This is a genomic window from Streptomyces phaeochromogenes (assembly GCF_001418655.1).
In the GTDB taxonomy this organism is placed as follows: domain Bacteria; phylum Actinomycetota; class Actinomycetes; order Streptomycetales; family Streptomycetaceae; genus Streptomyces; species Streptomyces phaeochromogenes.
Genome location: NZ_LIQZ01000533.1, coordinates 1 through 7,356, shown reverse-complemented (window position 1 = coordinate 7,356; position 7,356 = coordinate 1). Strand labels below are relative to the sequence as shown.

Annotated in this window: 6 protein-coding genes and 1 pseudogene; 5 read left to right on the top strand and 2 right to left on the bottom strand. The window is 69.4% G+C overall.

The features are described 5' to 3' along the window. Both AOK17_RS49565 and AOK17_RS45035 read left to right on the top strand, forming a co-directional pair. Window positions 1–200, top strand: a pseudogene (locus tag AOK17_RS49565) (hypothetical protein); the annotation flags it as partial. Window positions 201–291: 91 nt separating this feature from the next. Beyond that, the gene (locus tag AOK17_RS45035) at window positions 292–1,518 is read left to right on the top strand and encodes an acyl-CoA dehydrogenase family protein (protein WP_055618448.1); all 1,227 of its coding nucleotides are present in this window, start codon (window positions 292–294) and stop codon (window positions 1,516–1,518) included. Between the two features lie 49 nt (window positions 1,519–1,567). On the opposite strand, the gene AOK17_RS45030 is transcribed toward AOK17_RS45035, so the two are convergent. Further along, window positions 1,568–2,011, bottom strand: coding sequence for a cell division protein SepF (locus AOK17_RS45030; protein WP_055618447.1), 444 nt, complete (start codon window positions 2,009–2,011; stop codon window positions 1,568–1,570). A 289-nt stretch (window positions 2,012–2,300) separates the two neighbouring features. Here AOK17_RS45030 and AOK17_RS45025 point away from each other — a divergent pair, with 289 nt between their 5' ends. Beyond that, a complete protein-coding gene (locus AOK17_RS45025) occupies window positions 2,301–3,473 on the top strand; it encodes a DUF5685 family protein (protein ID WP_079053651.1) in 1,173 nt (390 codons plus the stop codon). A gap of 81 nt (window positions 3,474–3,554) precedes the next feature. Here the strand turns inward: AOK17_RS45025 and AOK17_RS45020 are convergent, their stop codons facing one another. Further along, window positions 3,555–4,502, bottom strand: coding sequence for an ABC transporter substrate-binding protein (locus tag AOK17_RS45020; RefSeq protein ID WP_055618445.1), 948 nt, complete (start codon window positions 4,500–4,502; stop codon window positions 3,555–3,557). Between the two features lie 492 nt (window positions 4,503–4,994). Here AOK17_RS45020 and AOK17_RS45015 point away from each other — a divergent pair, with 492 nt between their 5' ends. Together AOK17_RS45015 and AOK17_RS45010 are read left to right on the top strand one after the other, a co-directional pair. Then, on the top strand, window positions 4,995–5,840 hold the full coding sequence (locus AOK17_RS45015) for an amino acid ABC transporter permease (RefSeq protein WP_055618444.1): 846 nt from the start codon (window positions 4,995–4,997) through the stop codon (window positions 5,838–5,840). Continuing rightward, the coding region (locus tag AOK17_RS45010; protein WP_055618443.1) for an FAD/NAD(P)-binding protein at window positions 5,837–7,356 on the top strand (1,520 nt) is incomplete at its 3' end. The genes AOK17_RS45015 and AOK17_RS45010, both read left to right, overlap by 4 nt.

Here is a 7,356-nt window from a genome sequence, read left to right as displayed (position 1 = left end):
CCCATGCACAAACGCATGCCGCCCGGCATGCGTTTGTGCATGGGCTGCATGTGACGTTGCTGGTGAGCGCGGGGTTGTTGCTGCTGGGGGCGGTGATGGCGCTGCGGTTGCCCCGGGCCATGGAGTGCGGGGCGGCGGCCGGTGTCGAGGTGCCTGGGCCTCGGGAGGCGGAGTCTTCGCTGCGGGTCCCTACAGGGTGAAGCGGGGCCTGGACGTGCGCGACACTGCGTCGTAACGTCGGGCCTCGCCCGTGGTTAACAGTGCTAGTTTTCCGTGCCGGAGGCCTCTGCCATGTCTGCTTCCCCTCCTCCCTCTTCTTCCTCTTCGTCGAGCTCCTCGCCGAAGCTGCCGCCGTTCGATCCCGCCGATCCCCTCGGTGTCGACGACCTGTTGAGTGCGGAGGATCTGGCGGTCCGGGGCACCGTGCGGGCGTGGGCGGCGGATCGCGTGCTGCCGTATGTGGCCGAGTGGTACGAGAAGGGTGAACTGCCCGGGATCCGGGAGCTGGCGCGGGAGCTGGGGGAGATCGGCGCGCTGGGGATGTCGCTCGACGGGTACGGGTGCGCCGGGGCCTCCGCCGTGCAGTACGGGCTCGCCTGTCTGGAGCTGGAGGCCGCCGACTCGGGGATCCGCTCGCTCGTCTCCGTGCAGGGATCGCTCGCGATGTACGCCATCCACCGCTTCGGCAGCGAGGAGCAGAAGCAGGCTTGGCTGCCGAGGATGGCCGCCGGTGAGGTCATCGGGTGCTTCGGGCTCACCGAGCCCGACCATGGATCCGATCCCGCGGGCATGCGTACCTACGCCAAGCGGGACGGCTCCGACTGGGTTCTCACCGGGCGGAAGATGTGGATCACCAACGGGTCCGTGGCGGGCGTGGCCGTGGTGTGGGCCCAGACCGATGACGGGATCCGTGGGTTCGTCGTGCCCACCGACCGGCCCGGGTTCTCCGCGCCCGAGATCAAGCACAAGTGGTCGCTGCGGGCCTCGGTCACCAGCGAGTTGGTGCTCGACGAGGTGCGGCTGCCGGGCGATGCGGTGCTGCCCAATGTCACCGGGCTGAAGGGGCCGCTCAGCTGTCTGTCGCACGCCCGGTACGGGATCGTGTGGGGCGCGATGGGCGCCGCGCGGTCCAGTTTCGAGACGGCGGTCGAGTACGCGAAGACACGTGAGCAGTTCGGGCGGCCCATCGGCGGCTTCCAGCTCACCCAGGCCAAGCTCGCCGACATGGCGGTCGAACTGCACAAGGGGATTCTGCTCGCCCACCATCTGGGGCGGCGCATGGACGCGGGACGGCTCCGTCCCGAGCAGGTCAGCTTCGGCAAGCTCAACAACGTACGAGAGGCGATCGACATCTGCCGTACGGCGCGGACGATTCTCGGTGCCAACGGAATCTCGCTCGAATACCCCGTGATGCGGCACGCCACGAATCTCGAATCGGTGCTGACGTACGAAGGCACCGTCGAGATGCACCAGTTGGTACTGGGCAAGGCGCTCACCGGTCTCGACGCGTTCCGGTAGGCGAGTTCCTACCGCGGCGCCGAGAGGCGGGTCCGGTGAGCGGCCCTGCTCAGCTCTGGTTGAAGAAGCCGTCCTGGCGGCGGCCGGCGGGCTCCCCGCTGACGATTTCGGTGTCGGCGGGGGTCAGCAGGAAAACCCGGTTCGACACACGCTCGATCGAGCCGCGCAGGCCGAAGATCAGGCCGGCCGCGAAGTCGACGACGCGCTTGGCGTCGGCCGCCTCCATGGCCGTGAGGTTCATGATGACGGGAACGCCGTCACGGAAGAGCTCGCCGATGCCACGGGCGTCCCGGAAACTGTCCGGGGTGACCGTGCCGATCCGGCGGCCCTTCTCCTCGGCCGCTTCCGACGCCACCTTCACACGCGGGTCCGTGACCCAGGCATCCCTGGCTCCGGTCTCGGACCCTTCGGCGTAATCGTCGTCGTAGTAACGCTCGTCATCGTTGTCGTCGACGAGGCCAAGCCAGGCACTCGCCTTGCGCACCGATCCCATGGACGCCTCCTCTCACAGCGGTCTTTCTTTTCTCCGCATCCCCATGGTCGTGCATGATGCGGATGTCGCGCCAAGGGGATAGACGCCGCGCGGGGGTTTCGTGACGGTACTGGTGCACAGCGAATTCGTCGAGAGGCCGCGTACCCCAAGGGTCGTGCCGTACACCGCTGCTGACTGAGAGTGAAATATGATTCTTCACGGCGGACGGGTGACGGCTGGGGCGTACGGGTGAACGGGGTGGTCGGTACGATGCCGCAGCTCAACGTCGTACACACCACGGGGGATCGTCGTGTTCGGAATCGTCAGACCTTGCACTCATCGGCTCGGGGAAAGCCTCAAAACCCAATGGATGGCGCATTTGTGCGGGCTGTGTCTCGCACTTCGCGGGGATCACGGACAGTTCGCACGGGTCGTCACGAACTACGACGGCTTGCTGATATCGGTTCTGACGGAGGCTCAGGCCGAGCACGCCAGTGGATGGCGGCGCACGGCGGGTCCCTGTCCATTGCGCGGAATGCGGAGCGCTTCGGTAGCCCAGGGTGAGGGAGCCCGGCTCGCCGCCGCCGTCTCGCTGGTGCTCGCCTCCGCGAAGGTGCGCGACCACATGGCCGACGGGGACGGGCTGTTGGCCCGTCGGCCGGTGGCGCTCGCGGCCCGCCGCGTCGCCGTGAACTGGGGGCGGGCGGGTGCCCGTACGGGTTCCGACGTCGGCTTCGACACCGCCGTGCTGGTCGACGCCGTGGACCGGCAGGTGGGCATCGAGGCGCTCGCCGGGCCCGGCACCCCGCTGCTGACCGTCACCGAGCCGACCGAGACGGCGACCGCCGCGGCCTTCGCGCACACCGCGATCCTGGCCGGACGGCCCGGCAACGCGGAGCCGCTCGCCGAGGCCGGCCGGCTCTTCGGACGGCTCGCCCACCTCCTGGACGCCGTGGAGGACAGGGAAACTGACGCCGCGTCGGGCGCCTGGAACCCGCTGACCGCCACCGGTACGTCCCTGGAGGAAGCCCGGCGGCTCGCCGACGACGCGCTGCACGGGATACGGCTTGCACTCAAGGAAGCGGAGTTCACCGACGCGAAGCTGGCGCACGTGCTGCTCGCCCATGAGCTGCGCAACTCCGTCGACCGCGCCTTCGGTACCTCCTCCTGCTCGCACCAGGGGGCCGAGCTGTACGGGCCGCCGCCGGGCAACCCGTACGCCCCCTCCGGGCCCGGCGCTCCGCCGCCCCCTCCCGAGCCGCCACGCCGTGACCGGCGCGGACTCCTCGCGGGCTGCGCCGTGTGGATGGGTCTGGCCTGTACGTGCCAGATGTGCTGCTGCGAGTACGACGACCCGTGGAGCGGGGAGCGCAAGGAGGGGATCTGCCGGCGGTGCGACAACTGCGACGACTGCTGCGACGGCTGTGACTGCTGCGGGAACTGCTGTGACGGGTGCGGATGCGATTGCGGCTGCAACTGCTGAGCCGCCTGCTCGTCACCGTCGGGCCTGGCCGTCTCAGGCCCGACGGTCTCGGGCTTGATGGGGGGCAGGCCCGACGGCCGGTCAGTTCTTCAGCTCCGGCGGTGAGATCTCCGACTTCTCGATCGCCGAGCCGGTCGTGCCCCACTTCTTGAGGATCCGGTCGTACGTGCCGTCCGCGATGAGCTTGTTCACCGCGGCCCGGAACGCGGGGGCCAGCTTCGTGCCCTTCTTGAAGGCGAAGCCGACATCGAGACGGTGGAACTCGTTGAGGAACTTCAGCCCCTCCTGCTGGGCGACGGCATAGCGCAGCCCGTTGATGGTGCTCATCACGATGTCGCTGCGGCCCTGCTGGAGCGAGGACCAGATGGCGCCCTGCTCGCTGTAGGTCTGCACCTTGTACGCCTTCTTGCCGGCGTCGGAGCAGACGTGTTTGTTCTCCTCCAGCGTGGCCTCGAAGGTGGTCCCGGCCCCGGTCGCGACGTTCAGGCCGCACAGCTGGGCGAGGTCGGTGACCTTGTCCAGCTTGCTGTCCGCGCGGGTGGCGAAGCCCTGCCCGTCGTTGATGTAGGTCACGAAGTCGATGGTCCTGCGGCGCTCGTCGGTGACGCCGAAGTTGCCGACGCCGACGTCGTACTTGCCGCTGTCGAGCGCAGGGAGGATCGCCTCGAAGCTCGCGGCCTCGCGCTTGAGTTCGATGCCGAGGACCTTCGCGACGGCAGCCGCGAAGTCGACGTCCTGGCCCGCCAGGGTCTTGCCGTCCTCCAGATAACTGGTGCCGGGCGGTGTGCCGCCGACGCTGACGGCGAGGGTGAGCGAGTCGGTGCCGGCCGGAAGCAGCTTCGCGGCGGAGGCGTCCGTCCTGAGCGACGAGACGACGTCGGTCGTCGGGATCTTCTGGGACGCGCCCGCGGCCCGGGTGTCACTTCCGCCGTCGGTGCCGGATCCGCATGCGGTGAGCAGCAGCGCCGCGGAAGTGATCAGGGCGAAGGGGATGAAAAGGGCACGGCGGGGCCGTGAGGACGTACTCATGGCGTGCGGATCTCCTGGACGAACGAGGCATGCCTGGATGAACGAGGCGGGAAACGCGGAAGGGAGCTGGGAAGCGCGAGGGGAGGGGAGCGCGTGTGAAGGCGTCGAGGAAGGTGGAGAAAGGTGGGGAAACGCAGAAGGCGCCCGCCCATGAAGGGCTCGGGCGCGCAGGGGGTCAGCTCAACAGGAAGAGGACCACACTCGACCGAAGTCGATGTGGGAGCGCTTGACCAGCCACTGCTGCGGATGCATGAGAGCAAGTGGAACAGGCATCCGGTTTGGCGTCAACTGGCGTGAGACGTACGGCTCACAGTGTGGACGGCCTTGACAGCGAGGGGAAACGCCCCCGTACTCTCGGTGCACGGCCCTGCTGAGGGGCTCGGCCGTGCATGCCGTACACGCCGTATGACGTCCTCGTGGCGTCCGCGTGTTCCGCGTGACCTGTGTGAAGGCATCACCCGTGTTCGACTCGACGTTTCACGGAGCCTTCGCATGTCCTCGCACACCCTTACCAAGGTGGCCGCGCCGCAAGAGGCGGTGCCTCCGCGCATCGTCCCGCGCCGTCGCCTCGGCCAGTGGACCGCCGCCGGCGTCGTCCTGATCCTGTTCGGGCTCGCCGTCAACTCCGTGGTCCGCAACGAGGCTTTCCAGTGGGACGTCGTCGGTGACTACTTCACGTCCGCCTCGGTCCTGCGCGGCCTCTGGCTCACCCTCTGGCTGACCGCGCTCGTCATGGCGCTCGGCTTCGCCCTCGGTGCGCTGCTCGCCGCGTTCCGGCTCTCCGCCAATCCCGTGCTGCGTGCGGTGAGTTGGGGGTACGTCTGGCTCTTCCGGTCGATGCCGATCCTGGTGCAACTGCTGTTCTGGTTCAACATCGGGGCGCTCTATCCGACGATCCTCGGGGTCAGGACGGTCAACCTGCTCGGGCCGGTCACGGTCGCGATCATCGGGCTCACCCTGCACGAGGCCGCGTACGCCGCCGAGGTGGTCCGCGGTGGCATCCTCTCCGTCGACCGGGGCCAGATCGAGGCCGCGGAGGCGCTCGGACTGAGCCGGTGGCGCCGCTGGTGGCGGATCGTGCTGCCGCAGGCCATGCGCTCCATCGTGCCGCCCGCCGGGAACATGCTGATCGGCACGCTCAAGGGCACCTCGATCGTCAGCGTGATCGCCGTGCAGGACCTGCTCTACTCCGTGCAGCTCGTGTACCACCGCACCTACCAGGTCATCCCCCTCCTGATGGTGGCCACGGTCTGGTACGTCGTCGTCACCTCGGTGCTCGGCGTCGGCCAGCACTACGTCGAGCGGCACTACGCGCGCGGTTCGGAGCGCACGCGATGAGCCCGGCACGCCACTCGCTGGTGATCGTGGGAGCCGGGCCGCGGGGGACCGGACTCCTGGAGCGGATCGCCGCCAACGCGCCCGAGCTGTACGGCAGTTCGGGCGACGGTTCCGGTGGTCCGGACGGCTCGGAGGGGCTCGACATCCATCTCGTCGACCCCTATCCGCCGGGCGGCGGCCGTATCTGGCGCGAGGCGCAGTCACCGCTGCTGTGGATGAACTCCGAGGCGCAGGACGTCACGATGTTCACCGACGAGACGGTCGACATGGCCGGACCGGTGCGCGAGGGGCCCACGCTGCACGAGTGGGCCGCACTCGACGGGCGTGTCTTCGCGGACCGGCAACGGCAGGGCACGTACATGCGCTGGGTCTACGAGCAGACCGTCGCCGCGCTCCCGCCGGGCATCCGCGTCCACCACCACGCCCGCCGTGCCCTGCGGGTCGTCGGCCCGCGTGAGGGGCGCCAGCAGGTGTGGCTGGAGGGCCGGCCGCGCCCGCTGCAGGCCGACCTGGTCGTCCTCACGCTCGGCCACCTCGACGCGGAACTCGACCAGGAACAGCGCGAGTTGGCCACGTGCGCCAGCGCCCACGACCTGGTCCACCTGCCGCCGGACTTCACCGCCGACAGCGACCTGTCCGCCCTCGCGCCGGGCGAACCGGTACTCGTCCGCGGCTTCGGGCTCGCCTTCGTCGACCTGATGGTGCTGCTCACCGAAGGGCGTGGCGGGCGCTACGAGACGGGCGCGGACGGGGAGTTGACGTACCGGGCGTCCGGGCACGAGCCCGTGCTGCACGTCGGGTCGCGGCGCGGAGTCCCGTACCACTCGAAGATCGGCTACGACTGGACCGGTGAACGGCCGCCGCTGCCACGGTTCTTCGGGCCGGGCGAGGTGGACGCACTGCTCGCGCGCCCCGGCGGCTTCGACTTCCGGCGGGACGTGTGGCCGCTCGTCGAGAAGGAACTCGGCTTCGCGCACTACCACCGGCTGTTCACGGCACACCCCGAGCGCACGGACATGGCCTGGACGGACTTCGAGGAGAAGTACGCGGCCGGTGACAGCCCCGAGATCCAGGCCCTGGTCGCCTCGGCCGTGCCCGACACCGCCGACCGGTTCGACCCGGCCGCGCTCGACCATCCGCTGGACGGGGTGCGCCATGCCTCGTACGACGAACTCCAGGACGGCCTGCGGGCCTATATCGAAGGGGACCTGACCCGGCGGCACGACTCCTCGCACAGCCCGGACATGGCGGTCTTCCTCGGACTCCTGTCCGTCTACGGGCAGTTGGTGCGACTCGGTGACATCGGGCCCTGGTGGCACGGCTTCTTCAGCTATCTGGCGTCGGGGCCGCCCGGACCGCGGCTGCGGCAGATGCTCGCCCTGTCCCGGGCGGGGGTGCTCAGGTTCCTGGGGGCCGGCATGACCGTATCGGCCTCGGACGGTGTCTTCCGGGCCGGGAGCGCAGGTGTGCCGGGGGAGTACGTCGAGGCCCGGGCGCTCGTCGAGGCGCGGCTGCC